The organism is Telluria sp. Soil_C_11 (assembly GCF_057657395.1).
The window spans coordinates 499,814-526,344 of sequence record NZ_JBDGIN010000002.1 but is presented as its reverse complement, the minus strand read 5'-3'; the positions used below and the strand labels follow the sequence as shown (position 1 = coordinate 526,344).

The window sequence follows — 26,531 nt, the reverse complement described above, 5'->3', positions numbered from 1 at the left end:
CGCCCCTGGATGAAAGGTGTCAAGCGTCATGGTCTTCTCCCTGTCAACGATGTCGCTCAGCATTTCTGGCAAGCACGAAACAGAGAGGCAATCTACGCTGTCCGGCACAATGGTTTTTGTGCTCGCTCAAATCGGAAAGGAAGCGCATGAAGCGATCGAATGGGGCCGCGGCCCTGCTGTCGGCCCTGGTTTTCCCCGGCATCGGCCAGTGGTTCCTGGGCCGGCGCCGCCTGGCCCTTCTGTTCGCGCTGCCGGCGCTGGTGGCCGGTTACGTCTATCTGAACTACGCGCTGGAAGAGGCGAACGCCGTCGCCGGCCAGCTGCTGTCGGGCGCGGTGCCGCTCGATCCGGCGGCGATCGCGGCGCGGGTCGAGGCGCAGCCGACCTCGTGGATCGTCACGCTGAGCGGCTGGGTGTTCGTGGTGTGCTGGGTAGGCAGCGTCGTGGAGACGCTGGTGAAGAGATCGGGGCGGTAAACAACTCCGCGTGGGCACGGTGTGCCCACCCTGCAGTCGTCGCAGGGTGGGCATCACATGCCCACCACCACGCGTCTGCGATCAATCCAATTTGGCCGCGTGCTCGCGCGTCGCGTGGAACTGCAGCTTGGGCCAGCGCTCCTGCGTCAGGCGCAGGTTGACGCCGGAGGTGGCGAGGAAGGCCAGGTTGCCGGCGGCGTCGATGGCCACCTGGGGCGCCAGCGCCACTTCGAAGTCGGACAGCGCCTTCTTGTCGTCGCTCGACACCCAGCGTGCGCTGCTGATGCTGGAGCCTTCGAACACGGCGTCGACGCCATACTCGTTCAGCAGGCGGCTGGCGACCACCTCGAACTGCAGCACGCCGACCGCGCCGAGGATCAGGTCGCTGCCGATGACCGGCTTGAACACCTGCACGGCGCCCTCTTCGCCCAGCTGCTGCAGGCCCTTGTGGAGCTGCTTCATCTTCAGCGGGTTGCGGATCCGCACGGTGCGGAACAGCTCCGGCGCGAAGTACGGGATGCCGGTGAAGGTCAGCAGCTCGCCTTCCGAGAAGCTGTCGCCGATCTGCATATTGCCGTGGTTCGGCAGGCCGATGATGTCGCCGGCGTAGGCTTCCTCGACCTGCTCGCGGCTCGAGGCCATGAAGGTCACCACCGACGACAGCTTCACTTCGCGGCCGAGGCGCAGGTGCCTGACCTTCATGCCTTTGTCAAAGCGCCCGGAGCACACGCGCAGGAAGGCGATGCGGTCGCGGTGGGCCGGGTCCATGTTGGCCTGGATCTTGAAGACGAAGCCGGAGAACGCCTGCTCGTCGGGCTTCACGGCGCGCACGGTGGCGTCGCGCTCGCGCGGGGCCGGAGCCCAGTCGACCAGGGCCGACAGGATCTCGCGCACACCGAAGTTGTTGATCGCGGAGCCGAAGAACACCGGGGTCTGCACGCCCGACAGGAAGCGCTCCAGGTCGAACACGTGCGAAGCGCCGTGCACCAGTTCCACTTCCATCTTGAGCTGTTCGATCTCCATCGGGAACATCTCGGCCAGGCGCGGGTTGTCGATGCCCTTGATGATCTCGTAGTCGCCGTCGGCCTTTTCCTCGCCGGCCTTGAACAGCATGATCTCGTCCTTGATCAGGTGGTACACGCCGCGGAAGTTCTTGCCCATGCCGATCGGCCAGGTCACCGGGGCGCACTCGATCTTCAGCACCGATTCCACTTCATCGAGCAGTTCGAGCGGATCGCGGGTTTCGCGGTCCATCTTGTTCATGAAGGTGACGATCGGGGTCGCGCGCATGCGGCAAACGTCCAATAACTTGATCGTCTGCTCTTCCACGCCCTTGGCGGCGTCGATCACCATCAGGGCCGAGTCGACCGCGGTCAGCACGCGGTAGGTGTCTTCCGAGAAGTCCTGGTGGCCGGGGGTGTCGAGCAGGTTGATCACGTGGTCGCGGAACTCGAACTGCATCACCGAGGACGCGACCGAGATGCCGCGCTGCTTCTCGATGTCCATCCAGTCGGAGGTGGCGTGGCGCCCGCTCTTGCGGCCCTTGACGGTGCCGGCCAGCTGGATCGCGCCCGAGAACAGCAGCAGCTTTTCGGTGAGCGTGGTCTTGCCGGCGTCGGGGTGGGAAATGATGCCGAAGGTGCGGCGGCGCTGGACCTCGCGCGCGATCTGCGCGGCGGATTTTGCCGCTGGAGCGACGAGAACGTCGGCGCCGGATTCTTCGGTGTTCACTGCGGGAGTGCTTGCTGCGGTTTCGTTGGACATGGTCTCGCCTTCGCGGCGCTTTGCATAAACCCTCGATTTTACCGAGTCTTGCCCGCCTTGTGTAAAAGCTTCGCGCGGCCCATCGCGGGAAATCTGTTGCGCAACAGCATTATATCCACCTCGAATCGTAAAAAACCCGGACAAATAGTTTATACTGGGCAATATTTTCCCCTTTTGGACAATCGAGGTCAGGCATGCGCATCCCCTTTCCAGCCTCATCGCGTACCCGCGGGTTTACCCTGATCGAATTGCTGGCCGTGCTGGCCATCATCGGCATCCTGTTCGCCATCGCCATTCCGGGCTACGGCAAATACGTGGTCAAGGGCAACCGCGGCGCCGCCCAGGCCTACATGATGGACCTGGCCCATGCCGAAGCCCAGTATTTCGCCGACAGCCGCAGCTACACCGACACGATCGCCACCCTGAACGTGCCGGCGCCGTCGGCCGTGGCCGGCAAGTACACTTTCGAGATCGAGGTCTCGGAAACCCTGCCGCCGGGCTTCACGATCACCGCCACGCCGGTGCCGGGCAGCAGCCAGGCCGGCGAAGATATCCTGACCCTGGATAACAGCGGCGCCCGCACGCCGGCCGGCAAATGGTAAAACCGCGCGCCGCCGGCTTCACCCTGATCGAATTGCTGGTGGTCGTGGCGATCATGGGCGTGCTCGCCTCGGTCGCCGCGCCCTCTTTCAGCAGCCTGGTCGCCAACCAGCGCGCACGCGCCGCCAGCACCGAACTGTACGCAGCCATCAGCCTGGCGCGCAGCGAAGCCATCAAGCGCAATCTCCCGGTCAGCCTGGTGCCGGTGTCGAGCGACAACTGGGCGGCCGGCTGGCGCATCCCGAACCCGACCGACAGCGGCCACCCGATCCTCGTCCACGAAGCCCTGTCCAACGGCACCATCACCGGTCCGTCGTCCGTGGTCTACCTTGCCAGCGGCCGGGTCAGGGCCGACGAGCGCCCTTCCTTCGACGTCTCCTTCCCCCAGGCTTCGACGCCGCGCTGCGTGCAGGTCGACCTGAGCGGGCGCGTGATGACGAAGGCCGCCAGGTGCCCGGCATCATGAGGATCGCACGCGAACGCGGGCTGACGCTCATCGAGGTGCTGGTCACCCTGGTGATCCTGGTGTTCGGCCTGCTCGGCATCGCCGCCTTCCAGGCCAAGACCCAGGTCGGCTCGATCGAGGCGTACCAGCGCGCCCAGGCGGTCGTGCTGCTGCAGGACATGCGCGCCCGGCTGGCCAGCAATCCGCAGCATGCCGCGGACTACGTGACCACCACGCCGCTCGGCACCAACGACGCCCAGCCCGACGATTGCGGCACTGCGGCCAGCACCAGCGCCAACGACCTGTGCGAGTGGAGCCGGGCCCTGAAGGGCGCCGCGCTGGCCGCCGACACCAGCGCCGGCAGCGCCTCCAGCGCCGTGATCGGCGCGCGCGGCTGCATCGAGCAATTGCAGGCCGCCGACGAGACCTCCGGGATCTGCAGGCCCGGCATCTACCGCGTCACCGTCGCCTGGCAGGGCCTGCACCCGACCAAGGCGCCGTCGCTGGCCTGCGGCAAGGACCAGTACGGCGCCGACGACACCAACCGCCGCGCGATCTCGGTCAGGGTCGCGATCGGCGTCCCGCGCTGCGGCTAGGAGCAGACATGACACCGCATTCGCTTTCGCGCCGCCCCGCCGGGCAAGGCTTCTCGATCCCGGAACTGCTGGTGGCGGTCGCGATCGGCATGCTGATCCTGGCCGGGATGGTCACCCTGTTCGTGCGCAACAGCCGCACCCAGAACGAGGTCGAACGCGCCAACCGCCAGATCGAGAACGGCCGCTATGCGATCGCCCTCCTCTCCACGGACCTGCGCAACGCCGGCTTCTACGGCGAATTCGATCCGACCCCGCTGGCCAACCCGCCCGGCGTGCCCGACCCGTGCTCGCCGACGCTGCCGGCCCTGCGCGCCGCCCTGCCGCTGCACATCCAGGGCTATGCCGCCGGCGACACGCTGCCGTCCTGCATCAGCGACGTCAAGCCGGGCACCGCCGTGCTGGTGGTGCGCCACACGCGCAGCTGCATCAGCGGCAACCCGGACTGCGACGCCGACGGCATCGACGGTCCGCTGTTCCAGGCTTCGCTGTGCGACAACCTGAGCGAACTGGGCTCGGGCGACCCGGCCAACCACTATGCGCTCGACACCGTCGCCACGGGGCTGACCCGGCACCAGCGCGACTGCACGCCGGCGGCCGGCACCGGCACCCTGGCCGTCAGCAGGCGCTTCATGACGCATATCTATTTCGTGGCCAACAACGACCAGGACGGGGACGGCATCGCCACGCTCAAGCGCGCCGAACTGCGGCTGACCGACGGCCGGCTCGGCTTCGTCACCGTGCCGCTGGTCGAAGGGATCGACGACATGCAGTTCGACTACGGCATCGACACCAGCGGCGACGGCGTGCCGGACCTGTACACGGGCGCCCCCGGCGCCGCCGCCGGTTGCGCGCAAGCCGATTGCGCGGCGCGCAACTGGCGCAATGCCCTGACGGTCCGCGTCTCGGTCCTGGCGCGCAATCTCGACAATGGCGGCAGCAACAAGCGCCACGCCTTCCAGTCGACGGTACTGATGCCCAACCCCGCAGGAAGGAAGCAACCATGAAGCCGGTGCGCCGCGAACAGGGCGTGACGCTGGTCACGGCCCTGATCATGCTGGTCCTGCTGACCCTGCTGGCGCTGACCAGCTTCAACCTGGGGAACTCGACCCTGCAGATCGTCAGCAACATGCAGCAGCGTGAACAGACCGTCGCCGCCGCCAACCAGGCGATCGAGGAGACGATCAGCTCCACCAACTTCTTCAACACGCCGGCCGCCGCCCTGCCGAATCCGGACGGCGCGCCCAACCAGCGCCTGGTCGATACCGACGGCGACGGCAAGGCCGACGTCAAAGTGACGATCAGCCCGCCGCCGTCCTGCGTCAAGGCCCAGGTCATCAAGAATTCCGATCTCAGGCTGGAAGATGCGGAAGATGCCGGCTGTTCGGTCGGTGCGGGCCAGAATTTCGGCGTCGCCGGCGCCAACGACGGCAACTCGGACTGCGCCAACAGCGTCTGGGACGTGAACGCCGTCGCCACCGACATGGCCACCAGCGCCACCGTCACGGTCACCCAGGGCGTGTCGGTGCGCGTTGCCAAGGACGACATCGCCACGAACTGCCCCAAACCCGGAGCCAGCCCATGAAGCATCCCCTTCTCCGCAGACTTGCCGGCGTCCTGTGCATCCAGCTGGCCGGCACCCCGGTCATCGCGGCCGCGGACGACATCGACATCTTCACCGGCGCCTCCGCCGGCACGGCCATCAATCCGCGCATCCTGATCGTGCTGGACAATACTTCGAACTGGGCCCGCCAGAGCCAGCAATGGCCGGGCGGCCTGCAGCAGGGCCAGTCCGAAGCGCGCGCCATCAGCAACTTCCTCAAGGTGCCCGGCATCGACAGCTCGGTCAGCCTGGGCCTGATGGAATACGCGACCGTCGGCAGCGCGGGCGAGAACGGCGGCTTCATCCGTTCGGCGATCCGGCCCCTGGATGACAGCGCCAAGAACAGCTTCACCGCCAAGCTCACCACGATCTTCAACGGGGTCAACTCGCCGGACGAAAAGCGCAATTCGAATACGCCGTACGGCAACCTGATGTACGACGTGTACAACTACTTCGCCGGCGCCAACAGTTATTCGCCGGGCGGCGTGCTTGCCAGCATCGCCGACAGCGAGGGCTACACCAGCCTGTACACCAAGTTCCGCTCGCCGCTCACCGCGGACAACACCTGCGGCAAGAGCTTCGTGATCTTCATCGGCAATCCGAACGCCAGCGGCCCGGCCAGCGACAGCCCCGAGAACACGGCCGCGCTGAACCGCCTGAACGGCAACCTCGACGCGAACGGCAACCCGATTCCCGTGAAGCAGCTCGGCCTGCCGAACTTCACGACCCAGAACGTCACCAATACCACCAACGTCGGCGTGACCTCGGCCTGTTATCCGGACGCCACCGCGGCCCAGGCCGGCCTGGGCCAGTTCGCCCAGCAATGCTCGGCCTTCACGGAAGGCTGCGCGATCGGCGCCCAGACCGCCAACGTCGCGCCGATCGCCTGCCCGGCCGGCAGCCAGGCCTATACCGTGACGCAGTCGGTCTACCACCCGGCCACGACCACCCCGGGCCAGCCGGTCCAGGGCACCATCACCAGCTCGACCGGCACCACCACCGGCTATTATGCGTCGGCGGACCAGGTGCCGGCCAGCGACCACGGCAACCTGGCGTGCCCGGCCAGCACCACGACGACCAGCGGCGGCACCACCACGACCACGACCTACAGCTGCACCTACACGGTCGGCGCGCCGGTCGGCTCGGCCACCCCGGTGACGTCGCAGGCGACCGCCAACCAGAACCCGTACGGCAGCGGCGCGGGCTGCTACCAGGGCGTCGGCACCGGCACCAACTACTGGAATCCGGGCTCCACCACCGATCACGGCGGCCTGAGCTGCCCGGCCAACAGCAGCTGCACCTATTCGGGCGAGCTAGCCAGCAACAGCAGCAACTGTACCGGCAAGGGCTACCGCCAGGTCATCGTGACCCAGAGCGCAGTCCCGGGCCGCCAGTACACCCTGACCCAGACCGTCACCCCGGTCTCGGTCAGCAACAACACGACCCCGGCCTACACCACCACCACGGTGCTGGGCAAGACCGCGCAGTGCTACGCCAGCCAGCCGACCACCCCCACGGGCGACTACGGCGCCTCCTGCACCGGGCCGAACGTCAGCTGCACCTACGGCGCGCCGACCAGCGCCACCCTGCCCTCGTGCCCGCCGGGCACCAGCGCCTACAAGGTGGACGGCACCAATATCGAGCTGACCGACGTCGCCACCGGCACCACGACCGTCGACAGCGGACCGCGCAACGCCGACGAATGGGCGCGCCTGCTGCACGACCGCGGCGTGCCGGTCGCCGGCTCCAGCGTGCGCCCGTCGGTGACCACCTATACCATCGACGTCTACAACAAGCAGCCGAACGCCACCCAGACTGCGCTCCTGATGAGCATGGCCAAGGCCGGCGGCGGCAAGTATTTCGCGGCCAAGAACGAGCAGGCGATCCTGGACGCGCTCAAGCAGATCATCATCGAGATCCAGGCCGTCAACACGACCTTCGCCTCGACCAGCCTTCCGGTGAACGCGACCAACCGCTCGCAGAACGAGAACCAGGTCTTCATCGGCATGTTCCGCCCGGACCCGGATGCGCGCCCGCGCTGGTTCGGCAACCTCAAGCGCTACCAGCTGATCTCCTCCGGCGCCAACATCGAGCTGGGCGACGTCAACGGCAAGGTCGCGGTGAATACCCTGACCGGCTTCGTGACCCCGTGCGCGACCAGTTACTGGACCACCGATTCGGGCGAATACTGGAGCGGGCTGGGCATCAATCCCGACCCGGCCGGCGGCTGCCCCGGGCCCAACCAGAGCAAATATTCGGACGCGCCGGACGGCCCGCAGGTCGAGAAAGGCGGCGCCGCGCAAGTGCTGCGCCAGGGGAATACCGGCAGCGCATCCGGCGGCGCCGTGCTGAGCCGGACCATGCTGACCCAGTCCGGCACCTCGCTGGTCGATTTCAGCACCGCGAGCAGCGGCCTGGACGACGCCCTGGTGCGCTTCATCCGCGGCGAGGACGTCAACAACGAAAAGAACAACAAGGACACCCTCGGCACGACCCGGCCGTCGATCCACGGCGACGTGATCCACTCGCGGCCGCTGCCGGTGAACTACGGCGGCACCACCGGCGTGCGCGTGTTCTACGGCGCCAACGACGGCGCGCTGCATGCCATCGACGCCAGCAACGGCGTCGAGCGCTGGTCCTTCGTGGCGCCCGAGTTCTTCGGCCGCCTCGGCCGCCTGAAGGGCAACAGCCCGCTGGTCAGCTACCCGAACATGCCGGACGGGGTCTCGCCGACCCCGACGCCGAAGGACTACTATTTCGACGGCTCGATCGGCCTGTTCCAGAACGCGGACAATTCGAAGGTCTGGATCTTCCCGACCATGCGGCGCGGCGGACGCATGCTGTACGCCTTCGACGTCAGCAAGCCCGCCCACCTGGACACCCCGGCGCTCAAGTGGAAGGCCGGCTGCCCCAACCTCGGCGACGACACCGGCTGCACGGCCGGCATGTCCGGCATCGGCCAGACCTGGTCGACCCCGAACGTGGCCATCATCAAGGGCTACTCCACGACCACGCCGGTGCTGGTGGTCGGCGGCGGCTACGACAGCTGCGAAGACGCCAACACGGCCTCGCCCGCGTGCAGCGGACGCAAGGGCGGCTTCGTGTACGTCCTCGACGCCGACACCGGCGCGCTGCTGCGTTCCTTCGCCACCGAGCGCGCCGTGGCGGCCGACGTGGCGATGGTCGACAGCGACAACGACGGCTCCCCGGACTACGCCTATGCGGTCGATACCGGCGGCAACATCTACCGCATCGATTTCGTCGGCGTTTCCAGCCTCCGCCTGGCGCTCGAGCCTGCCGCCTGGACCATGCGCAAGGTGGCCTATACCGCCGGCGCCGGCCGCAAGTTCCTGTTCGCGCCGGCCCTGCTGTCGGCGCCGGGCAAGGTCTACGTGGCCGTGGGCAGCGGCGACCGCGAGCATCCGCTGGAATCGCAATACCCCTACGACAACGTCATGAACCGCTTCTACGTCTACCTGGACGACCTGGCGGCGCCGGCCGCGACCCCGGCCGTGAACCTCGATGCCCTGCTCGACTATTCCAGCGACACCAACTGCACCACCACCCAGGTGTTGCCGAACTCGACGCTCAAGGGCTGGTACATGAACCTCAACCGCTACGGCAAGGGCGAACAGGTAGTGACCTCGGCGCTGATCGCGAGCGGCATGGCGACCTTCAGCACGAACCGCCCGATCGCGGCCGATGCCGCTTCCTGCTCGACCTCGCTGGGCGAAGCGCGCGGCTACTGGGTCAACCTGTTCAATGCGTCCGGCGGCATCAACGTCGCCGGCGTCTGCGGCGGCAGCCGCTCGTCCACCTTCGTGGGCGGCGGACTGCCGCCGTCGCCGGTGAAGGCCAGCAGCGTGCCGATCGACGGCAAGCTGGTCTCGGTGGTCATCGGCGCGGTCCAGAAAGGCAGCAACCAGGCCGCCGGCGCCAGCGTCTCGATCGCCCCGCAGCGCGTGCGCCCGGCCATCACCTCGAAGCGCAAGCGCGTCTACAGCTACACCTCGGGCGACTGATTCCAGCCGCCTTCCACGGGGCCCTGCGGAGTCCCGCCAAGCCTCCGATCCGGAGCCGGACCGGGCCCCGCTTCTCCTGCACGCGCTGTAGGACCAGTCGGGCCTGCCTGGCGTCCGGTGCTGTGCCGGGCGCTTACATCGGGCAAGACCTCGAACGCTTGCTATGTTCCTCACGAACCTAAGCCAACAGCAATTGTTGCTAAAGCGGCATATAAGGCTGAGCGCGAAAACGTTTTAATGCCCCCCGGTCCATTTATATTTGACTAAAACTGGCCTCGTTTGAATGTTTCTCTCTAGTAGGACTGCACTGACAAAACATCATGCATAGAACCTACAGGGGGGCGACGACTAGTCTTATGTTCGGCAAGAGACTATGGCAATAAAGTACACACATCGCGATGAGGAAACCCATCCAAGCAATCGCCCCCCATGAAGTACGTGATGTAAGTCAGAGATAACGAGGACAATATGAATAACGCTCAACTTGGTGTTGCCGCTCAGAAGGCCCAGTCGGTCAACCAGATTCCCGCTTCGGCCGAGGAATTCAAAGTGGCGTCCCGTCCGGTCGTCAGCTACAGCGGAACCCAACAAAATGAGTTGCTCGCGGCCCTGCCGCGCCAAGACCTGGAAACCCTGTTTGAGCACCTGGAGCTGGTTCCGCTGCCCTTCGGCAAGGAACTGTTCGAATACGGCAGCAAACTCGAATACGTCTACTTCCCCACCACCGCCATCGTCTCCCTGCTGTACGTGATGGAAGACGGCGCCACCACCGAGATCGCCGTGGTCGGCCATGAAGGTGCGGTCGGCGTGTCGCTGTTCATGGGCGAGCGCGCCACCTGCAGCGCCGTGGTCCAGAGCGCCGGCTATGGCTACCGCCTCAAGACCCAGTTCCTGCGCGACGCCTTCAACAAGGGCGGCGCCCTGCCCCAGCTGCTGATGCGCTACACCAATGCCCTGTTCGCCCAGATGGCCCAGAACGCCGTCGGCGGCCGCCACAGCTCGATCGAGCAGAAGCTGTGCCGCTGGCTGCTGGACCGCCTGGACCGCTCGGCCAGCAACGAGCTGAAAGTGACCCAGGAACTGATCTCGATCATGCTGGGCGTGCGCCGCGAAAGCATCACCGCCGCCGCCGGCAAGCTGCAGGACGAAGGCCTGATCCAGTACCGCCGCGGCAATATCACGGTGCTGAACCGCCAGGGCCTGGAAGACTACGCGGGCGAATGCTACAAGGTCGCCAAGAGCGAGTACGACCGCCTGCTGCTGGACGTTGCACGCGCATGACCGTCACACTGCCACCGCGGGGCGCCAAGGGCGTCCCGGCGGCCGGCTAATCCGCTGCCTGACCGGTATGCATCGCCAGCGCCGGCATCGCCAGCGCACCGCCTGAGGCGGAACCACCCGGTCCGGCGCCCGGCGACGCCAGCGGCACCCAGGCCTGCACGCAGGTCCCCACCCCGTTCACCCCACGTTCCACCTTCAGCTTCCCGCCCAGCAGCGCGGCCCGTTCGCGCATGCCCAGCAGGCCGTGCGACCTCGGACGGCGCATGGCGTCGGGCGGAATGCCGATCCCGTCGTCGCTGACTTCCAGCGCCAGTCCCTCGCCCTCGCGCGCCAGGTGCACGATCACGTGGCGCGCCTGCGCGTACTTGGCGACGTTGTTGAGCGCCTCCTGGGCGATACGGAACAACGCGATCGCCTGCATCGGGCCGGCGCTGTCGGCATCGACGTCGACCAGCGCTTCGCAATCGAGGCGGGTGGCGCGCCCGAACTCCTCGCAATAGCTTTGCAGGGCCGCCGCCAGGCCGAGGTTGTCCAGCAGGCTGGGCCGCAGATCCTCGACGATGCGCCGCTTCAGCTGCACCGTCTCGAGCAGGGTCGCGCGGGCACGGCCGAGGTCGGCGGCCTGTTCGGGATGCGCATCCCGGAGCTGTTCGCCGACGGTCGACAATACCATGCCGATCGCCGTCAGGTTGGCGCCCATCTCGTCGTGCAGCTCGCGCGCCAGGCGCGCCTTCTCCTCTTCCGACACGCTGATCAGGTGGCGCGACAGCACCGACAGCTGCTCGGTACGGTCGGCGACCAGGGTTTCGAGGTGGTCATTGCTATGCTGCAGGGCGCGCTCGGCGGCGAGGCGCAGGCGGAAGGCGCGGCGGATCAGGTTATAGAACAGCACCAGCACCATGATCGCGGCGGCGTTGATGCCCACGCCCAGCAGCGCGGCGCGGCGGTACTGGTCGTAGAAGGCGGCGCCGCCCGCGGCCAGCGTGTCGTTCTGCTCGCCCGTCATCACCACGACCTGCAGGCGGATTTCGTCCATGCGGACCTGGTCTTCCTGGGTCCGCGCGATCGCCACGATGTCATCCAGGCCGCCGTGGCGGTAGACTTCGAGCGCCTCGTTCATCAGGCCCATCCGGCGGCGCACCAGGGTCTGCAGCTGGGCCAGGTTCTTCAGTTGGGAGGGGTTATCCGCAAGCAGCCCGGTGAGGATGGCGAACTGCCCGTCCAGCTCGCGCCGGGCGGTGCGCAGGGGACCGAGATAGGTGTCCGAGCCGGACAGGAAATAGCCGCGCAGTCCGCTGTCGGCATCGGTCACGAGCAGGTTCACGTACTGCAGCCGGCTGGCCACGCGATCGGCCCGGGCCTGCCGTGCGTTGGCCGCCTTCAGGGCATCGAGGTTGCGGACCAGGCTGACGCCGTTCAGCACCAGGATGAACACGCATACCGCACACAGCAGCGTTTGGTACAGCGGAAGGCTGCGGCCCTGCCTGGACGCGGGGTCGGTGGTGAAATACATCCTGGAACGTTCCTCTCACGCGGCGGATTATGTGCGCGATTATAGACTGAGAGAAATTGTAGTGCAGACGCAGCCAGGCTGGCGTGCGGGGGGAGGTGGTGGCCGGACGACGCGGAGGACGCGTCGTCCGGCCTGCCCGACAGCTTAGTCGAGCAGGTTGTTTTTCATGGCGTAGTAGGTCAGGTCGCTGTTCGACTGCAGGCCCATCTTTTCCATGATACGGGTGCGATAGGTCGACACCGTCTTGATCGACAGCGACAGCGCGTTGCCGATGTCCGACACGGTCGCGCCCTTGGCCAGCCGCAGGAAGACCTGGAACTCGCGGTCCGACAGCTCCGTATGCAGGGCCGTGTTGGGGTCGCGGTCGAAGCTCTGGGCCAGCAGTTCGCCGACCTGGGAGCTGACGTAGCGGCGGCCCTGGTAGACGGTACGCACGGCGGTCTTGAGCTCGTCGGCGTCGCATTCCTTGTTCAGGTAGCCGTTCGCACCCATCTTGAACAGGTTGAGCGCGTACTGCTGGGCCGGATAACCCGACAGGATCAGCACCGGCAGGTTCGGCTGGCCCTGGCGGATGGTGCGCAGGATATCGATGCCGCTCTGGTCGGGCATCGCAATATCCAATAGCAGCACATCGCAAATCTCGCGACGTGCGATGTCGAGGGCTTCACGCCCGGTCGCGCCTTCGGCGACGACTTCGAAGTCGCCCGACGACGAAAAAATCTGCTTGAAACCTGCTCGAACTATCTGGTGATCGTCACAAATGGCAACGCGTATCATTGTCTTCCCTTAGATTTTTCCTGAGGCAGGAAAGAGCCGAGGCTGACACCCCACGCCCGGAACAAGCATGCGTTTGAGTCAGCAAAATAAGCAAGTGACATTCTAGCACCTCCTAGGTGCAGAACAACAGAGCACGAATGCTTGAGTCCGACTTACGAACGATGACCGGATCAGGCTGCCGGCGGTCCGTGCTTCAGGATGGCGAGGATGGCATGCAATTCCTCGCGCAACAGCTCCGGCGCGATGGTCGGTTCCGGCGGCGGGAGTGGCACCGGCGGGACGGCCTCGGCCTCCTCGATGTGGGCGCCGCGACCGTCGAGGCGGTTGCGGGCGCCGCTGATCGTGAAGCCCTGCTCATACAACAGCTCACGAATCCGGCGGATCAACAGCACTTCGTGGTGCTGGTAATAGCGGCGGTTTCCTCGGCGTTTGACCGGCTTTAGCTGGGTAAATTCCTGTTCCCAGTAGCGCAGCACATGCGGCTTGACTCCGCACAATTCACTGACTTCCCCGATCGTGAAATAACGCTTGGCCGGAATCGGCGGCAATACGGTCAGTTCCATCTTGTTGGGTCGGTCGTTCATGGCTTATCAGGCTGCACGCGCCAGAGACGAATTGCCGGAGCCGGCCGGATTGGCCTCCTCGACCATGCTCTTGAGCTTCTGGCTGGCGTGGAAAGTCACGACGCGGCGCGCCGTGATGGGAATCTCTTCCCCGGTTTTCGGATTGCGGCCAGGACGCTGCGGCTTGTCGCGCAACTGGAAATTGCCGAAGCCGGACAGCTTGACCGCCTCGCCGCGCTCGAGCGCGTTGCGGATCTCGTCGAAGAAGGTCTCGACCATGTCCTTGGCTTCGCGCTTGTTCAGGCCCACCTGCTCGAACAGCAGCTCGGCCAGCTCCGCCTTGGTCAGGGTCGGCAACTCCTTTTCCGCCGCTTGCCGTACCCGGTGGGCGGCCAGCGCTTCCTCGAGTACGACCGAGTCTAAGTCGTTGTTGTTAATTTTGAAGCCCTACCTTCATTGTTTTGGATGGGGACCCGGGTTTGCCGGGCCCCTGTTAGGCACGCAGGCCTGATTCAAGCGCGCAGTTTGGCGCCGTGTTTTTGTTGCGCCGCTTGAGCGAGCGCGGCCATGATAGCCTCGACCGCATCGTCCTGCAGCGTCGATTGAGTATCTTGCAAGCCAAAGCGGAAAGCAAGACTTTTTTCATCCTGCTCCAAACCTTTGCCGCGATATTCATCAAATAAAACAACGGCTTGCACGATTTTACCATGCGCGTTCGACGCCAGCTCCGCCTTGAAAGCATCGACCAGCGCCTGGGCCGGGACGTCCTGTTTCACCACCAGCGCGAGGTCGCGGGTGGCGCCCGGGAACTTCGAGATCTCGGTGTAGCGCGGCACGATCCGCTCGCGCAGGGCCTCGGCATCCACCTCGAACAGCACTGGCGCCTGCGGCAGGTCGTACTTCTGCAGCCAGCGCGGATGCAGCTCGCCGATGAAGCCGATGACCTTGCCGTCCAGTTCAACGGATGCGGAACGGCCCGGGTGCAGGGCCGGATGCTCGAACCTGGCGAAGCGCAGGCTGCGCGGCGCGAACAGCGCTTCCAGGTCGGCCTTGACGTCGAAGTAGTCGACCGCACGGGTCGGCAGGCCCCATTGTTCGTCGGAAGCCGGGCCGTAGGCCATGGCGGCGACGCGCTTGGGCTGGTCGAAGCCGGCGATCGACAGCGGGCCGTCCGTAGCCGCCGGATTGCGGTGGAACACCGCGCCGATTTCGAATACGCGCACGCGGCCCGCCTTGCGGTTGACGTTGTAGCGCACGTTCGCGACCAGGCTGCCGATCAGGTTCGAGCGCATCACGCTCATCTGGCTGGCGATCGGGTTCTGCAGGCGGATCGGATACTGGTTGCCGGCAAAGTCGGCTTCCCATTGGCTTTCCACGAAGCTCATGTTGACCACTTCCTGGTAGCCGAGGTCGGCCAGCTGGTGCCGGATCGCGAACAGCGAGCGCGTGTTTTCCGGCTCGATCAGCATGGCGGACGGCGCGCTAGGGGGGAGCGCCGGGATGTTCTCGAAGCCATACACGCGCGCCACTTCCTCGATCAGGTCTTCCTCGATCTCGATGTCGAAGCGGTAGGACGGCGACGTCACCGTGAAGCGGCCCGGCTCGCGCGTGAACGGCAGGCCCAGGCGGGTGAAGATGTCGGCCACGGTGTCGTCGCCGATCGCCACGCCGATCACCTTCTGCGCGCGTTCCGTGCGGAGCAGGACGGGCTGGCGCTGCGGCAGGTTGACGACCTGGTCGTCGACCGGACCGACCTTGGTCTCCGGGGTGCCGCAGATCTCGACGATCAGCGCGGTGATGCGCTCGATGCGCTCGACGGTGGCGGCAAAGTCGACGCCGCGCTCGAAGCGGTGCGCGGCATCGGTCGAGAAGTTGTAGCGGCGCGCGCGGCCCTGGATGGCGCCCGGCCACCAGAATGCGGCTTCCAGGTAGATATCCGCGGTGTCCAGGGTCACGGCGGTGGAATCGCCGCCCATGATGCCGGCCAGCGATTCGATTTCCTTTTCGTCGGCGATCACGCCGACCCACTCGTCGACCTCGACGGTGTTGCCGTTCAGGAGCTTCAGCGATTCGCCTTTCCTGCCCCAGCGCACGTCGATGCTGCCGTGGATCTTCGCCAGGTCGAACACGTGCGAAGGCTGGCCGGTTTCCAGCATCACGTAGTTGGAGATGTCGACCAGGGCCGACACCGAGCGCTGGCCGCTGCGTTCCAGGCGGCGCTTCATCCATTCCGGGGTCGCCGCCTTTGCGTTCAGGCCACGGATCACGCGGCCGGTGAAGCGGCCGCACAGGTCTGGCGCCGACACTTTCGCGGGCAGGATCTCGTCGGTGGTGACGGGGACGATGCGCTGGGCCGGCAGGCTGAGCATTGATCCGGTCAGGGCCGAGACTTCACGCGCCACGCCCAGCACCGACAGGCAGTCCGCCTTGTTCGGGGTCAGCTTGATGGTGAACTTCTGGTCGTTCAGGGCCAGGTAGTCGCGGATGTTCTGGCCGACCGGCGCGTCTTCCGGCAGCTCCATCAGGCCGCTGCCCTCTTCCGAGATCTTCAGTTCCTTGGCCGAGCACAGCATGCCTTGCGACTCGACGCCGCGCAGCTTGCCGACCTTGATTTCGAAGGGCTTGCCATCCGCGCCCGGCGGCAGCACGGCGCCGGCCTTGGCGCAGATCGCCTTCATGCCCGCGCGCACGTTCGGGGCGCCGCAGACGATGTTCAGCAGCGTGCCGGTGCCGACATCGACCTGGCAGACGTTCAGGCGGTCGGCGTTCGGGTGCTTGGCCACTTCCTTGACTTCGGCGACCACGACGTTCGAGAACGGCGGCGCGACCGCATCCACCTCTTCGACTTCGAGGCCGGACATGGTGAGCAGGTGGGCCAGTTCGTCCGAATTCATCTTCGGATCGACCATGGAACGGAGCCAGTTTTCGGAGAATTGCATAATCTTTTGCCTTGTTGGTTCGCGTTGTTCTTTTTAGTTGAACTGCTTCAGGAAGCGCAGGTCGCCTTCATAAAAGAGGCGCAGGTCGTTGATCCCGTAGCGCAGCATGGTCAGGCGCTCGAGGCCGGAGCCGAACGCGAAGCCGATGAATTTTTCCGGATCGAGGCCGAAATTGCGCACAACGGTCGGGTGCACCTGGCCGGCGCCCGAGACTTCCAGCCAGCGGCCTTTCAGCGGACCGGAGCCGAAGGCGATGTCGATCTCGGCCGACGGTTCGGTGAACGGGAAGTAGGACGGACGGAAGCGCACTTGCAGGTCGTCGGTCTCGAAGAAGGCCTTCACGAAGTTCAGGTACACGCCCTTGAGGTCGGCAAAGCTGATGTCCTCGCCGATCCACAGGCCTTCGACCTGGTGGAACATCGGCGAGTGGGTGGCGTCGCTGTCGACGCGATAGGTGCGGCCCGGCGCGATGACCTTGATCGGCGGCGTGTGGGTGCGGGCGTAGCGCACCTGCATCGGGCTGGTGTGGGTACGCAGCAGCAGCGGCTTGCCGGTGTTGTCCTCGCCCTCGATGTAGAAGGTATCCTGCATCGAACGCGCCGGGTGGTTTTCCGGGCTGTTCAGCGCGGTGAAGTTGGTCCAGTCGGTCTCGATTTCCGGGCCGTCGGCCACGTCGAAACCGATCGAGCGGAAAATCTGTTCGACCCGTTCCCAGGTCCGCATGACCGGGTGGATGCCGCCCACCGAGCGGCCGCGGCCCGGCAGGGTGACGTCGATGGCTTCCAGGTTCAGGCGCGCCATCAGCTGGGCGTTCGCCAGATCCTCGCGGCGGGCCGTCAACGCCTGTTCGATTTTTTCTTTGGCGGCGTTGATCAGGGCGCCCTGGGCCTTGCGCTGTTCCGGGTCGAGCTTGCCGAGGCCCTTCATCAGTTCGGTCACCTGGCCGGTCTTGCCCAGGTATTTCGCTTTTGCGTTTTCCAGCGCGGCTGCGTCTTGTGCGGCGCCAAAGTCGGACTGGGCGGAGACGACGAGTTCTTCCAGCGAGTTCATGCTTGTTCTTTTCCTGTTTTGATGGCGGGGAACGCCAGAATCAAAAACGGGGCATCGGTCCTTCAACCTTTGCCCCGTCCTTTTTGCGCCAGCGGCTTTCACCGCGGCGCTGTACAACTGTTTGCTGAACTGAGATTAGGCAGCCAGCTTGGTCTTGACGGTGTTCACGATAGCGGCAAATGCCGGCTTGTCGTTCACAGCCATGTCGGCCAGGACTTTACGGTCCAGTTCAATCGCGGCTTTCTTCAGGCCGTTCATGAATGCGCTGTAGGTCATGCCGTGCGAACGCGAAGCCGCGTTGATACGGGTGATCCACAGTGCGCGGAAAACGCGCTTCTTGTTGCGGCGGTCGCGGTATGCGTACTGGCCAGCGCGCATGACTGCTTGCTTGGCAATACGGAATACTTTGCTGCGGCGGCCACGATAGCCTTTGGCAAGTTCAAGAACCTTCTTGTGACGGGCACGTGCAGTAACCCCACGTTTTACTCGAGGCATAGTAGCTCCTTAGTGTGATGTGAGATTAAACGGCCGACGGCATCATGCGGTAGACGCTCTGGACGTCCGACGCATTGATGTTGCGGGTGCCACGCAGTTGGCGCTTGTTCTTGGTGGTCTTCTTGGTCAGGATGTGACGCTTGAACGCCATACCCGATTTAACGGTACCACCCGGGCGCACGCGAAAACGCTTTTTCGCGGAGCTTTTGGTTTTCATTTTCGGCATAGTCTTCTGCCCTTTTAAAGGCAGCCTCATATGTAACAGGATTGCAGGTGGCAGCAACGCTGCTCTTGGATGCCTGCTTTCACTTGTTTCTGCAGCAGAAGCGAGTCCACTACAGTCTTGCATTCCCGCATCAAGCGATACGAGAACCGCAGATTCTATCACAGGTTTACGTGTTGGTGGGCATGGGATGCCCACCCTACGGCATGACAATGTAGGGTGGGCACCACGTGCCCACGCAGCGCAATCGACAAACAGAATAGGCCAAGCCCGGGCCGCAGGCGAACCCGAGGCCCGGGCCTGGCCCGGCTAGACTGTCACGGCGAGAACGAAGCCGCGAAGCTGACGAAGAATTATTTCTTCTTCTTCGGCGCGACGACCATGATCATCTGGCGGCCTTCCAGCTTCGGGAACTGCTCGACCTGGCCGTAGGGCTCGAGGTCGCCGCGCAGGCGTTCCAGCATACGGGCGCCGATGTCCTGGTGGGCCATCTCACGGCCGCGGAAACGCAGCGTGATCTTGGTCTTGTCGCCCTCTTCCAGGAACTTGATCAGGTTGCGCAGCTTGATGCTGTAGTCACCCTCGTCCGTACCCGGACGGAACTTGATTTCCTTGACCTGGATGATCTTCTGCTTCAGCTTCGCTTCGTGCGCTTTCTTCTGCTCCGAATACTTGAACTTGCCGTAGTCCATCAGGCGGCAGACCGGGGGATTCGCGTTCGGCGCGATTTCCACCAGGTCCACGTTCGCTTCTTCAGCCAGACGAAACGCTTCGGCCAGGCTCACAATGCCCAGCGGCTCGTTGTCCACCCCGTTCAGACGCATTTCAGGATGGTTGATTTCGCCATTGATGCGATGTGACGACTTGTCAGTAGCTATGGTGTTTCCTTTAAAAGTTGATTAGATCGGGCCGTCTCAAGGCGCAAGATGACTCACTTCGCCTTGGTTGCTACCTCTCCTTGGAGGCGTTCCAGCAGCGCGTCGACGGACATGACGCCCAGGTCGACATTGCCGCGCGCGCGAACAGCCACAGTGTTGGCATCCCGCTCTTTATCGCCGACAACTAAGATGTACGGCAGTTTTTGGACGGAATGCTCCCGGATTTTATAGGTAATCTTCTCGTTCCGCAAATCAGCGTGAACACGCAGGCCCGCGGCTTTCAGGCGCGCCTCCACTTCTTTCACATAGGAAGCTTGCGCATCAGAAATGTTCAGAATTGCAACCTGGACCGGCGCCAGCCACAGCGGCAGCGCACCCGCATAGTTCTCGATCAGGATGCCGATGAAGCGCTCCATCGAGCCCACGATGGCACGGTGCAGCATCACCGGCACCTTGCGGGTATTGTCTTCGGCGACATATTCGGCGCCGAGACGGCCCGGCATCGAGAAGTCGACCTGCATGGTGCCGACCTGCCACGGACGGCCGAGGCTGTCCTTCAGGTGGTACTCGATCTTCGGGCCGTAGAACGCGCCCTCGCCCGGCAGCTCGGTCCACTCCACGCCGCAGCCGCGCAGGGCCGAACGCAGGGCTTCCTCGGCCTGGTCCCACACCTCGTCGGAGCCGATGCGGTTTTCCGGACGCAGGGCGATCTTGACGTCGATGTTGTCGAAGCCGAAGTCCTCGTACACCTTCATCGCCTGGGCGTGGAAGGCGACCACTTCCGGCGCGATCTGCTCTTCGGTGCAGAACACGTGGCCGTCGTCCTGGGTAAAGCCGCGTACGCGCATCAGGCCGTGCAGCGCGCCCGACGACTCGTTGCGGTGGCACTGGCCGAACTCGCCGTAGCGCAGCGGGAGGTCGCGGTAGGAGCGCAGGCCGGCGTTATAGATCTGCACGTGGCCCGGGCAGTTCATCGGCTTGAGCGCGTAGGTGCGGTTTTCCGACTCGGTCGTGAACATGTTTTCACGATAGTTATCCCAGTGGCCGGTCTTCTGCCACAGGGTGACGTCGATGATCTGCGGCGCCTTCACCTCGTTGTAGCCGGTGGACTGGTAGGTCTTGCGCATGTACTGCTCGACCTGCTGCCAGATGGTCCAGCCCTTCGGGTGCCAGAAGATCAGGCCCGGGGCTTCGTCCTGGAAGTGGAACAAGTCCAATTGCTTGCCGAGTTTACGATGATCGCGCTTCTCGGCCTCTTCCAGCATGTGCAGGTACTGTTCCTGCTCTTCCTTTTTGGCCCAGGCGGTGCCGTAGACACGCTGCAGCATCTCGTTCTTCGAATCGCCGCGCCAGTAGGCGCCGGCCAGCTTCATCAGCTTGAACACCTTCAGCTTGCCGGTCGACGGCACGTGCGGGCCGCGGCACAGGTCGGTGAAGCCGCCTTCCGAATACAGCGACACGTCCTCGTTGGCCGGGATCGAGGCGATGATCTCGGCCTTGTAGTGTTCGCCGATCGATTTGAAATAGGCCACGGCCTCGTCGCGCGGCAGCACCTTGCGGGTCACCGGCTCGTCCTTCTTGGCCAGTTCAAGCATCTTCTTCTCGATCGCGGCCAGGTCGTCCGGGGTGAACGGGCGCTTGTACGAGAAGTCGTAGTAGAAGCCGTTCTCGATGACGGGGCCGATGGTGACCTGGGCTTCCGGGAACAGCTCCTTGACCGCATACGCCAGCAGGTGCGCGGTCGAGTGGCGGATCACGTCCAGGCCTTCCGGGTCCTTGTCGGTGACGATGGCGAGGTCGGCATCGTCCTCGATCAGGAAGGAGGTATCGACCACCTTGCCGTTGACCTTGCCGGCCAGGGCGGCCTTGGCCAGGCTCGGGGCGATGCTCGAGGCCACCTGGGCCACGGTCACGGGGCCTTCGAATTGACGGCTGGAGCCGTCCGGAAGTCGCACATTCAGCATCTTGATCTCCTGTCGGCGCCAGTCGCGCCCGCTACGATTGAAATTGAAAAAAATGAAACCGGAAAAATTTGGACGAAAAAAAAACGCGCACCAGGCGCGTTTTCATTTAGTGTCGTCGAGCTTTTAACAGACAAAAGCACACCATACCGCGTCTAGCGATTCCCCCACAACATCGTTGTAGTTCGCGGTGTCATAACCGTCGGTGCCTTTCTCGCTCTTACTGAAGAGTTTTACTGCAGAGTATTCTGGTGGGCGGTGCAGAATTCGAATCTGCGACCCCTTGGATGTCGACCAAGTATTCTAACCAGCTGAACTAACCGCCCGTGTCCGACTATTATAGGGCCTCGGCCGCAGTTGTGCAAGGCAGCACAATTGGCCTCACCCGCCGTGTATACTCCCGGACTGCCCATCATTCCACATCGACCATGTCCGACCATTCCGCCTCCTCCGCCCACCTGCACGCCCACCTCGACGGCGACGCCCGCCACGGCCACGTCATCGAAGGCCGCAGCCAGGCCGCGATGGGACTGGCGCTGGGCCTGACCCTGCTGTTCGCGCTGATCGAAGCCGTGACCGGCTGGTTCTCGAATTCACTGGCCCTGATCTCCGACGCCGGCCACATGGTCACCGACGCCGCCGCCCTCGGCCTGGCGCTGATGGCCCAGCTGATCGCGCGCCGTCCGCCCTCGGCGCGCCATTCCTTCGGTTTCGTGCGCGCCGAGGCCCTCGCCGCCTTCGTGAACAGCCTGGCGATGCTGCTGCTGGTCGGCTGGATCGTCTACGAGGCGGCGCAGCGCCTGCTCAAGCCCGAGGCCGTGCAGGGCGGCACCGTGTTCGTGGTCGCCGCGATCGGCGCCTGCATCAACATCCTGGTGGCCTGGGTGCTGTCGCGCGGCGAGCAAAGCATCAATACCCGCGCCGCGCTGGTGAACGTGCTGGGCGACCTGCTCGGCTCCGTGGCCGCGATCGCCGCCGGCGCCATCATCCACTTCACGGGCTGGGTGCGGATCGACCCGATCCTGTCGATCTTCGTGTCGCTGCTGATCCTGAAGTCGACCGTCGGCGTGCTGCGCGAGTCCTACCACTTCCTGATGGAAGGCGTGCCGCACCAGATCGACTACCTGGGCGTGGGCGCCGACCTGGCCCTGGTTCCGGGCGTGCTGTCGGTGCACGACCTGCACGTGTGGGACATGTCGCCGGGCGAGCCGGCCCTGATCGGCCACCTCGAGATCGCCAACATGGACGCCTGGCCCGAGGTGCTGCGCGCCGTGAAGGAGATGCTGCTCGAGAAGCACGGCATCGACCACGTGACCCTGCAGCCGGAGCCTCACCACCACCACTGATCAGCGTGTCAGCGGCTTCCGACCCGGCCACGGGCCGCGCGCCGATAGGCTGCGCCCCATCGGTATGCCGATAATCGGCACATGCCTATTCCCATTCCCGACCAAGTCGTCGACACCCTCATCGTCGGCGCCGGCCCCGCCGGCCTGACCGCCGCCATCTACCTGCGCCGCTTCACGCGCTCGGTCGCCCTGGTCGACAAGGGCAACAGCCGGCTGCGCCTGATCCCCGTCTCGCACAACTATCCGGGCTTTCCGGAAGGGGTGCCGGGCCATGTGCTGCTGGGCAACCTGACAGTCCAGCTGGAGCGCTACGGCGGCGCGGTGATGCCGGGCGAGATCGTCGACCTGCGCCTCGAGGACGGCCTGTTCGTCGCTGACTACGCCGCGGAGGACGCGCCCGATGGAGACCTCGTGCAGATCCGCGCCCACACCGTGCTGCTGGCCACCGGCGTGGCCGATGCCGGCCTGCCGATCGAGAACTGGCGCGAGGCGATCGCCTTCGGCTCGCTGCGCCTGTGCCCCGTGTGCGACGGCTTCGACGTGATGGACAAGCGCATCGCGGTCGCCACCGCCGACACCAATCCGGTCGGCCACGCGCTGTTCATGCGCACCTTCAGCAGCGACGTGACCCTGTTCGAACGCGGCTCGCCATCGATGCTGGACGACGACGACCGGCGCCGCCTGCAGGCCGCCGGAGTGCGCCTGATCGAGTCGCCGCTGCTCGCCGTGAGCATGGATGCGTCGATGAAGCCGGTCCTGCACACCGAGGATGGCGAGGACCATTCGGCCGACGTGTTCTATCCGATGCTGGGCGAAAAGGCGCGCTCGAACCTGGCGGCCAAGCTGGGCGCCCGCACCGCCCAGTGCGACGAACTGGTGGTGGACGAGCACCAGGCCACCAGCGTGCCGGGACTGTATGCGATCGGCGACGTCACCGTCGGCCTGAACCAGATCGCGGTGGCGACCGGCGGCGCGGCGCGCGCGGCGGTGCGCATCCACAACCAGTTGCCGCCGGCGCTGCGGCAGGCGCCCGCGCGGCCGGCGCAGGCGGGATGGACGCCAGCCTGAGCGCACGGTAAGCCGCACGCCACCGCCTGCCGCGCGCAAACCGGGCCCGGCGCTGAAGTATGATGTCCTTCCGCGTGATACCGATGCTCGGGAGCGATTCCATGGTTTGGAAGCTGCGTCGTAGAAACCTTGTTTCACAGCACATTGAAGTCGCGCTGGTCTACAGGGACATGCTGGGCGTCGAGGAAGCCATCGCCTACCTCGAGCGGGCCCGGGTTCCCCGGGAAATCACCGAGCGCGTCCTGCTGACGGACCGCAGGCGCGCCGCCGCCGGCGCACCGGCCTGGCCGGCACAGGCGCCCTACCCCGGCTGCAGAAGAAGGAACCATGTGCACGACGCCATCGTCGAGGCCGCGCTGAAGATCGAGCAGAAGCTCGGCACGCACATGGCGCTTGCCCTGCTCAGGGACGAACAGGTGCCGGAATCGGTGGCGGCGCGGGTCCTTTCCCGGGAGCCGGGCCAGCTGCGCGCCAGGAAAGCCGCGCCCTGAGGCCGGCCCACCCGATCACCCCTCCGATGCCAGCGCGATCCGGCGCCGGATCTGCTGCACGGCCGCGCTGTCGCCGGCCGCCTGCGCGCGCCTTTCCTGCACGCCCAGCCAGGCCAGCAGCGGCCTGCGCCAGCCCTGGCCGGAGGCCGTATCGACCGCAACCGCGATGTCGGCCGGTGCGATCTTCCCCGCCTTCATGAGCGCGCCGGCGGCCACCAGGCGCGCCAGCGGGTCCTGCACGCCGGCCAGGGTCCCGCCCGAGACCACCGCGCGGTGCTGCTCCGGCAACAGGGCCGCATCCAGGCCTTGCCACTGTCCCTGCAGGTAGGCGGCGTAGGCCTGCTGGGCCGGGGTCGCATCGCCCGCCAGCGCGGCATAGCCGGGGCAGTCGTAGTCGAGGGCGGCGACGCGCGCAGCGCAGCGCACCAGCTCGGCCTGGGCCACGCGGTCGAAGCGTCCGGTGCTGGCGGTCTCGCGGCGCGCGCGCGCGAACTCGGCGTCGGCGGCGGCCGTGTCGCCGTGCAGCCAGGCGTCGGTGTAGCCGTCCAGCGCGCCATGCGCATTCGCCTGCCAGTCCGGCGGCTGGGGCTTGCTGGCGCAGCCGGCCAGCGCCAGCGCCAGTGCCATCGTCATCGTCAATAGCGGTGCGGTCTTTTTCATGGCAGCTTGATCTCCTCGTCGCGCTTGAACGGCCACTTGCGGTTGATCTCGTCGACCAGCCGGTTCACCTTGCGCAGGCTGGCGTCGACTTCGCCGCGCAGCCGGCCCAGGTCCTGGGTCGCCACCTTGGCGTTGGCGCCTACCGCCTGCGCTTCGACCAGCACCGCATCGACCTTCTGCAGGGTCGTGCGGGCGTCCGCCAGCATGCCGTTCAGCTCCCGCACCGCGGCCTGGGTATCGTCCATCACGCCGTTCTTGCCGAACACGCGCCGGTCGGTCTTGGCGAGGATGGCGTCCACGCGCTGCAGGGTCTGCAGCAGCTTCTTCGCCTCCTCGTCGCCGCCCAGGGCCGTGCCCAGCACGCCGTACTTCCCGGTCAGGCGGCCGCTGAAGGTCGCGGCGTTGGCCAGCGTGGTGCCGATCGCGGAATCCGGCCGCGTCATGTTTTCGAGGTTTTCGAGCAGCGTGCGGGCGGTCGACATCAGGCGCGGGATCTCGGCGGCGGCGTCGCCGCGCAGCACCGGGCGGCTGGCCTTGTCGGGCAGCGGCGGATCGGTGAGGATGCCGCTGTAGGCGCGCAGGCGGGTCTGGCCGACCACGCTGCTTTCGAGCGTGAACACGCTGGTGGTGCGCAGCCATCTGGCGTCGGTCTTCGGGATGTCGACCAGGATGTTGACCTTGCCGTCCTTGCCGAGATCGACCTGGCGCACGCGCCCGATCGGAAAGCCGGCGAAGGTCATGTCCATGCCCGGGATCACGCCCTCGGAGTCGTCGGCCACCAGCACCAGCTGCTGGGTGGGCTCGAACACGCCGCGCGCGTACATCACGTAGACGAAGAAGGCGACGATCAGGGCGGCGATCGCGATCAGCAGGATCACCGCCTTCGCTTCCACGTGTTTCGGCTCGTCGGGTGAATTTACGGGAATGTTGGGATCGGCCATGCGCGGTCCTTGTTTCAGATGTATTTGACGGCCAGCGAACTGGCCTCGATCAGCAGCAGCACGAACAGCAGGCGCAGGGCGCCCGGCTGGACGTTCGAACGGTGGCGGCGCCGGTGGCGCAGCATGTCGAGGATCGCGGCGCTCGGGATCACCGCCACGGCCAGCCCGAACAGCACGGTCTTGAACACGAAGCCCAGGGTCACGACCGGATTGAACACGCGCCCCACCGTGCGGGTGTAGTCGCCCAGTCCCCACGGCGACAGGCCGTACACGTTCAGGTAGGCCAGCACCAGCACGATCACGCTGCTGACCATGGCCAGGCTGAGCACCGAGAAGGCGTTGGCGATCACCTGCGGCACCAGGTCGCGGCGCACGCGGCGCAAGGTGGCATCGGCGGCATCGCCGGGTGCGACTCCGGTGGCCGCCAGTCCCATGGCATTGGCGTCGAAGGCCATGCCGGCGCGCAGGGCCGCGAACATCGCGGCCGACAGCGGGATCAGTTCCAGCACCAGCACCCGCACCATCATCTCCAGCGCGAAGCCGGACAGGCCGTAGCTCTGCGCCGTCACCAGCACGATGCGGATGATGACGAGGCTGATCAGGGCCGTCAGCAAGGTGAACCAGGGCAGCACCGCCCAGGTGCTGGCATAGATGTAGGTCGACGTCGCCAGCCGGTTGGCGCGGTGCCAGGTCGAGGGCGACATCGCCATCACAAGCGCGACGGCGCCCAGGTGCAGCATGGCCCACCAGCTGGCGGCATAGCGCCCGATGCGGGCGCCCCAGGCGCGCGGTTTCAGATAAAGAAGCGAGGAGATTGGCATATTGGCATGATACAGATTTTG

Annotated in this window: 25 protein-coding genes and 1 tRNA gene; 11 read left to right on the top strand and 15 right to left on the bottom strand. The window is 65.6% G+C overall.

What is annotated here, in order from left to right; genetic code table 11:
* The first annotated feature begins 146 nt into the window (after window positions 1-146).
* Window positions 147-476, top strand: coding sequence for a hypothetical protein (locus AC3A6M_RS05265; protein WP_487851667.1), 330 nt, complete (start codon window positions 147-149; stop codon window positions 474-476).
* Window positions 477-557: 81 nt separating this feature from the next.
* On the opposite strand, the gene AC3A6M_RS05260 is transcribed toward AC3A6M_RS05265, so the two are convergent.
* A complete protein-coding gene (locus tag AC3A6M_RS05260; protein WP_487851666.1) occupies window positions 558-2,240 on the bottom strand; it encodes a peptide chain release factor 3 in 1,683 nt (560 codons plus the stop codon).
* A gap of 194 nt (window positions 2,241-2,434) precedes the next feature.
* On the opposite strand from AC3A6M_RS05260, the gene AC3A6M_RS05255 reads away from it, so the two are divergent.
* The 7 genes from AC3A6M_RS05255 to AC3A6M_RS05225 all read left to right on the top strand — a co-directional run bounded on the left by AC3A6M_RS05255 (window position 2,435) and on the right by AC3A6M_RS05225 (window position 10,784).
* Complete coding sequence (locus AC3A6M_RS05255) at window positions 2,435-2,842, top strand: type IV pilin protein (RefSeq protein WP_487851665.1); 408 nt, start codon at window positions 2,435-2,437, stop codon at window positions 2,840-2,842.
* Window positions 2,836-3,306 carry a GspH/FimT family pseudopilin gene (locus AC3A6M_RS05250; protein ID WP_487851664.1) on the top strand — a complete coding sequence of 157 codons (471 nt, stop codon included), beginning with the start codon at window positions 2,836-2,838 and terminating at the stop codon, window positions 3,304-3,306. The genes AC3A6M_RS05255 and AC3A6M_RS05250 overlap by 7 nt, the downstream gene beginning before the upstream one ends.
* Window positions 3,303-3,881 (top strand): type IV pilus modification protein PilV, encoded by a 579-nt coding sequence (gene pilV / locus AC3A6M_RS05245; protein ID WP_487851663.1) that lies wholly within the window; start codon window positions 3,303-3,305, stop codon window positions 3,879-3,881. Before AC3A6M_RS05250 ends, pilV begins: the two co-directional genes overlap by 4 nt.
* Window positions 3,882-3,889: 8 nt before the next feature.
* Window positions 3,890-4,885: a PilW family protein gene (locus tag AC3A6M_RS05240; protein ID WP_487851662.1), complete on the top strand. Its 996-nt coding sequence runs from the start codon at window positions 3,890-3,892 to the stop codon at window positions 4,883-4,885.
* A complete protein-coding gene (locus AC3A6M_RS05235; RefSeq protein WP_487851661.1) occupies window positions 4,882-5,463 on the top strand; it encodes a hypothetical protein in 582 nt (193 codons plus the stop codon). The genes AC3A6M_RS05240 and AC3A6M_RS05235 overlap by 4 nt, the downstream gene beginning before the upstream one ends.
* Window positions 5,460-9,503, top strand: coding sequence for a pilus assembly protein (locus AC3A6M_RS05230; protein ID WP_487851660.1), 4,044 nt, complete (start codon window positions 5,460-5,462; stop codon window positions 9,501-9,503). Before AC3A6M_RS05235 ends, AC3A6M_RS05230 begins: the two co-directional genes overlap by 4 nt.
* Window positions 9,504-9,971: 468 nt before the next feature.
* The gene (locus tag AC3A6M_RS05225; protein ID WP_487851659.1) at window positions 9,972-10,784 is read left to right on the top strand and encodes a Crp/Fnr family transcriptional regulator; all 813 of its coding nucleotides are present in this window, start codon (window positions 9,972-9,974) and stop codon (window positions 10,782-10,784) included.
* A gap of 46 nt (window positions 10,785-10,830) precedes the next feature.
* On the opposite strand, the gene AC3A6M_RS05220 is transcribed toward AC3A6M_RS05225, so the two are convergent.
* From AC3A6M_RS05220 to AC3A6M_RS05170, 11 genes are all read right to left on the bottom strand, one after another.
* Window positions 10,831-12,297: a CHASE3 domain-containing protein gene (locus AC3A6M_RS05220; protein WP_487851658.1), complete on the bottom strand. Its 1,467-nt coding sequence runs from the start codon at window positions 12,295-12,297 to the stop codon at window positions 10,831-10,833.
* A 144-nt stretch (window positions 12,298-12,441) separates the two neighbouring features.
* A complete protein-coding gene (locus AC3A6M_RS05215; protein WP_141837548.1) occupies window positions 12,442-13,074 on the bottom strand; it encodes a response regulator in 633 nt (210 codons plus the stop codon).
* Window positions 13,075-13,244: 170 nt separating this feature from the next.
* The gene (locus AC3A6M_RS05210) at window positions 13,245-13,658 is read right to left on the bottom strand and encodes a MerR family transcriptional regulator (RefSeq protein WP_487851657.1); all 414 of its coding nucleotides are present in this window, start codon (window positions 13,656-13,658) and stop codon (window positions 13,245-13,247) included.
* 6 nt (window positions 13,659-13,664) lie between these two features.
* Window positions 13,665-14,033, bottom strand: coding sequence for an integration host factor subunit alpha (locus tag AC3A6M_RS05205; RefSeq protein WP_487851739.1), 369 nt, complete (start codon window positions 14,031-14,033; stop codon window positions 13,665-13,667).
* A gap of 116 nt (window positions 14,034-14,149) precedes the next feature.
* Entirely contained in the window at window positions 14,150-16,576 is a 2,427-nt protein-coding gene (pheT, locus tag AC3A6M_RS05200; protein ID WP_487851656.1) for a phenylalanine--tRNA ligase subunit beta, read from the bottom strand.
* Between the two features lie 33 nt (window positions 16,577-16,609).
* The gene (gene pheS / locus AC3A6M_RS05195) at window positions 16,610-17,626 is read right to left on the bottom strand and encodes a phenylalanine--tRNA ligase subunit alpha (RefSeq protein WP_487851655.1); all 1,017 of its coding nucleotides are present in this window, start codon (window positions 17,624-17,626) and stop codon (window positions 16,610-16,612) included.
* A 135-nt stretch (window positions 17,627-17,761) separates the two neighbouring features.
* Window positions 17,762-18,121: a 50S ribosomal protein L20 gene (gene rplT / locus AC3A6M_RS05190; protein ID WP_047826396.1), complete on the bottom strand. Its 360-nt coding sequence runs from the start codon at window positions 18,119-18,121 to the stop codon at window positions 17,762-17,764.
* Window positions 18,122-18,146: 25 nt separating this feature from the next.
* Window positions 18,147-18,347 carry a 50S ribosomal protein L35 gene (gene rpmI, locus AC3A6M_RS05185; RefSeq protein ID WP_036228503.1) on the bottom strand — a complete coding sequence of 67 codons (201 nt, stop codon included), beginning with the start codon at window positions 18,345-18,347 and terminating at the stop codon, window positions 18,147-18,149.
* Window positions 18,348-18,697: 350 nt separating this feature from the next.
* Window positions 18,698-19,222, bottom strand: a complete 525-nt coding sequence (gene infC, locus AC3A6M_RS05180) for a translation initiation factor IF-3 (RefSeq protein ID WP_487851738.1) — start codon at window positions 19,220-19,222, stop codon at window positions 18,698-18,700.
* A 53-nt stretch (window positions 19,223-19,275) separates the two neighbouring features.
* Window positions 19,276-21,186: a threonine--tRNA ligase gene (gene thrS / locus AC3A6M_RS05175; protein ID WP_487851654.1), complete on the bottom strand. Its 1,911-nt coding sequence runs from the start codon at window positions 21,184-21,186 to the stop codon at window positions 19,276-19,278.
* Window positions 21,187-21,432: 246 nt separating this feature from the next.
* Window positions 21,433-21,509 (bottom strand) — tRNA-Val (locus AC3A6M_RS05170).
* A gap of 102 nt (window positions 21,510-21,611) precedes the next feature.
* Between AC3A6M_RS05170 and AC3A6M_RS05165 the strand changes: the two genes are divergently transcribed.
* The 3 genes from AC3A6M_RS05165 to AC3A6M_RS05155 all read left to right on the top strand — a co-directional run bounded on the left by AC3A6M_RS05165 (window position 21,612) and on the right by AC3A6M_RS05155 (window position 24,088).
* Window positions 21,612-22,529 (top strand): cation diffusion facilitator family transporter, encoded by a 918-nt coding sequence (locus AC3A6M_RS05165; protein ID WP_487851653.1) that lies wholly within the window; start codon window positions 21,612-21,614, stop codon window positions 22,527-22,529.
* Window positions 22,530-22,610: 81 nt separating this feature from the next.
* Window positions 22,611-23,597 (top strand): NAD(P)/FAD-dependent oxidoreductase, encoded by a 987-nt coding sequence (locus AC3A6M_RS05160; RefSeq protein ID WP_487851652.1) that lies wholly within the window; start codon window positions 22,611-22,613, stop codon window positions 23,595-23,597.
* A gap of 101 nt (window positions 23,598-23,698) precedes the next feature.
* Window positions 23,699-24,088: a hypothetical protein gene (locus tag AC3A6M_RS05155; protein WP_487851651.1), complete on the top strand. Its 390-nt coding sequence runs from the start codon at window positions 23,699-23,701 to the stop codon at window positions 24,086-24,088.
* Between the two features lie 15 nt (window positions 24,089-24,103).
* Here AC3A6M_RS05155 and AC3A6M_RS05150 read toward each other — a convergent pair whose 3' ends face one another.
* From AC3A6M_RS05150 to AC3A6M_RS05140, 3 genes are read right to left on the bottom strand one after another with little or no spacing between them, the layout of a single operon-like run.
* Window positions 24,104-24,748: a hypothetical protein gene (locus AC3A6M_RS05150; protein WP_487851650.1), complete on the bottom strand. Its 645-nt coding sequence runs from the start codon at window positions 24,746-24,748 to the stop codon at window positions 24,104-24,106.
* Window positions 24,745-25,689 carry an MlaD family protein gene (locus AC3A6M_RS05145; protein WP_487851649.1) on the bottom strand — a complete coding sequence of 315 codons (945 nt, stop codon included), beginning with the start codon at window positions 25,687-25,689 and terminating at the stop codon, window positions 24,745-24,747. The genes AC3A6M_RS05150 and AC3A6M_RS05145 overlap by 4 nt, the downstream gene beginning before the upstream one ends.
* Window positions 25,690-25,703: 14 nt before the next feature.
* Entirely contained in the window at window positions 25,704-26,510 is an 807-nt protein-coding gene (locus AC3A6M_RS05140; RefSeq protein ID WP_487851648.1) for an MlaE family ABC transporter permease, read from the bottom strand.
* Window positions 26,511-26,531: the final 21 nt, after the last annotated feature.

Coding starts and splice junctions, on each gene's coding strand:
- AC3A6M_RS05250 (WP_487851664.1), top strand. CDS start 2,836: ATGGTAAAACCGCGCGCCGCCGGCTTCACCCTGATCGAATTGCTGGTG.
- AC3A6M_RS05235 (WP_487851661.1), top strand. CDS start 4,882: ATGAAGCCGGTGCGCCGCGAACAGGGCGTGACGCTGGTCACGGCCCTG.
- pilV (WP_487851663.1), top strand. CDS start 3,303: ATGAGGATCGCACGCGAACGCGGGCTGACGCTCATCGAGGTGCTGGTC.
- AC3A6M_RS05165 (WP_487851653.1), top strand. CDS start 21,612: ATGTCCGACCATTCCGCCTCCTCCGCCCACCTGCACGCCCACCTCGAC.
- AC3A6M_RS05150 (WP_487851650.1), bottom strand. CDS start 24,748: ATGAAAAAGACCGCACCGCTATTGACGATGACGATGGCACTGGCGCTG.
- AC3A6M_RS05220 (WP_487851658.1), bottom strand. CDS start 12,297: ATGTATTTCACCACCGACCCCGCGTCCAGGCAGGGCCGCAGCCTTCCG.
- AC3A6M_RS05265 (WP_487851667.1), top strand. CDS start 147: ATGAAGCGATCGAATGGGGCCGCGGCCCTGCTGTCGGCCCTGGTTTTC.
- rplT (WP_047826396.1), bottom strand. CDS start 18,121: ATGCCTCGAGTAAAACGTGGGGTTACTGCACGTGCCCGTCACAAGAAG.
- rpmI (WP_036228503.1), bottom strand. CDS start 18,347: ATGCCGAAAATGAAAACCAAAAGCTCCGCGAAAAAGCGTTTTCGCGTG.
- AC3A6M_RS05210 (WP_487851657.1), bottom strand. CDS start 13,658: ATGAACGACCGACCCAACAAGATGGAACTGACCGTATTGCCGCCGATT.
- AC3A6M_RS05160 (WP_487851652.1), top strand. CDS start 22,611: ATGCCTATTCCCATTCCCGACCAAGTCGTCGACACCCTCATCGTCGGC.
- AC3A6M_RS05255 (WP_487851665.1), top strand. CDS start 2,435: ATGCGCATCCCCTTTCCAGCCTCATCGCGTACCCGCGGGTTTACCCTG.
- AC3A6M_RS05145 (WP_487851649.1), bottom strand. CDS start 25,689: ATGGCCGATCCCAACATTCCCGTAAATTCACCCGACGAGCCGAAACAC.
- AC3A6M_RS05230 (WP_487851660.1), top strand. CDS start 5,460: ATGAAGCATCCCCTTCTCCGCAGACTTGCCGGCGTCCTGTGCATCCAG.
- AC3A6M_RS05140 (WP_487851648.1), bottom strand. CDS start 26,510: ATGCCAATCTCCTCGCTTCTTTATCTGAAACCGCGCGCCTGGGGCGCC.
- AC3A6M_RS05240 (WP_487851662.1), top strand. CDS start 3,890: ATGACACCGCATTCGCTTTCGCGCCGCCCCGCCGGGCAAGGCTTCTCG.
- pheT (WP_487851656.1), bottom strand. CDS start 16,576: ATGCAATTCTCCGAAAACTGGCTCCGTTCCATGGTCGATCCGAAGATG.
- AC3A6M_RS05260 (WP_487851666.1), bottom strand. CDS start 2,240: ATGTCCAACGAAACCGCAGCAAGCACTCCCGCAGTGAACACCGAAGAA.
- thrS (WP_487851654.1), bottom strand. CDS start 21,186: ATGCTGAATGTGCGACTTCCGGACGGCTCCAGCCGTCAATTCGAAGGC.
- AC3A6M_RS05215 (WP_141837548.1), bottom strand. CDS start 13,074: ATGATACGCGTTGCCATTTGTGACGATCACCAGATAGTTCGAGCAGGT.
- AC3A6M_RS05155 (WP_487851651.1), top strand. CDS start 23,699: ATGGTTTGGAAGCTGCGTCGTAGAAACCTTGTTTCACAGCACATTGAA.
- AC3A6M_RS05225 (WP_487851659.1), top strand. CDS start 9,972: ATGAATAACGCTCAACTTGGTGTTGCCGCTCAGAAGGCCCAGTCGGTC.
- pheS (WP_487851655.1), bottom strand. CDS start 17,626: ATGAACTCGCTGGAAGAACTCGTCGTCTCCGCCCAGTCCGACTTTGGC.